Source organism: Thauera sp. 28 (genome assembly GCF_000310145.2).
Lineage (GTDB): Bacteria > Pseudomonadota > Gammaproteobacteria > Burkholderiales > Rhodocyclaceae > Thauera > Thauera mechernichensis.
Genome location: NZ_AMXA01000094.1, coordinates 1 through 542 on the forward strand (window position 1 = coordinate 1; position 542 = coordinate 542).

Consider the following 542-nt stretch of genomic DNA (forward strand, 5'->3'; position numbering starts at 1 on the left):
GCCGGCAACGCCGGCAGTGGCGATAGCGACAGCACCGCGGTCGACACGCTCGCGCCGAGCGTCAATGTCACGATCAACCCGGACGGTACCGTCAGCTTCGTCTTCAGCGAGGCACCGGTGGGCTTCGAGGCTGCAGACGTTGTCGTCACCAACGGTTCGATTTCGAACCTGGTGCAGGACCCGACCGACCCGACGCGCTGGACGGCGGATCTGACTCCGGCCGCGAGCTTCGAAGGCAACGTCACCGTCGAAGTCCCGGCAGGCAGCTACACCGACGTCGCCGGCAACGTCGGTAGTGGCGATAGCGACAGCACCGCGGTGGATACCTTGGCCCCGAGCGTCAATGTCACGATCAATCCGGATGGCACGGTGAGCTTCGTGTTCAGCGAAGCGCCGGTGGGCTTTGAAGCTGCTGATGTGGTCGTCACCAACGGCTCGATCTCGAACCTGGTGCAAGATCCGACCGACCCGACGCGCTGGACGGCTGATCTGACTCCGGCCGCCGGCTTTGAAGGCACGGTGACCGTCGAAGTCCCGGCAGG

1 protein-coding gene is annotated in these 542 nt (G+C 65.1%); it reads left to right on the forward strand.

The window, feature by feature from the left end:
• Positions 1 to 542: Ig-like domain-containing protein (locus C662_RS19585; RefSeq protein WP_002934733.1), on the forward strand; the 542-nt coding region annotated here is incomplete at both ends.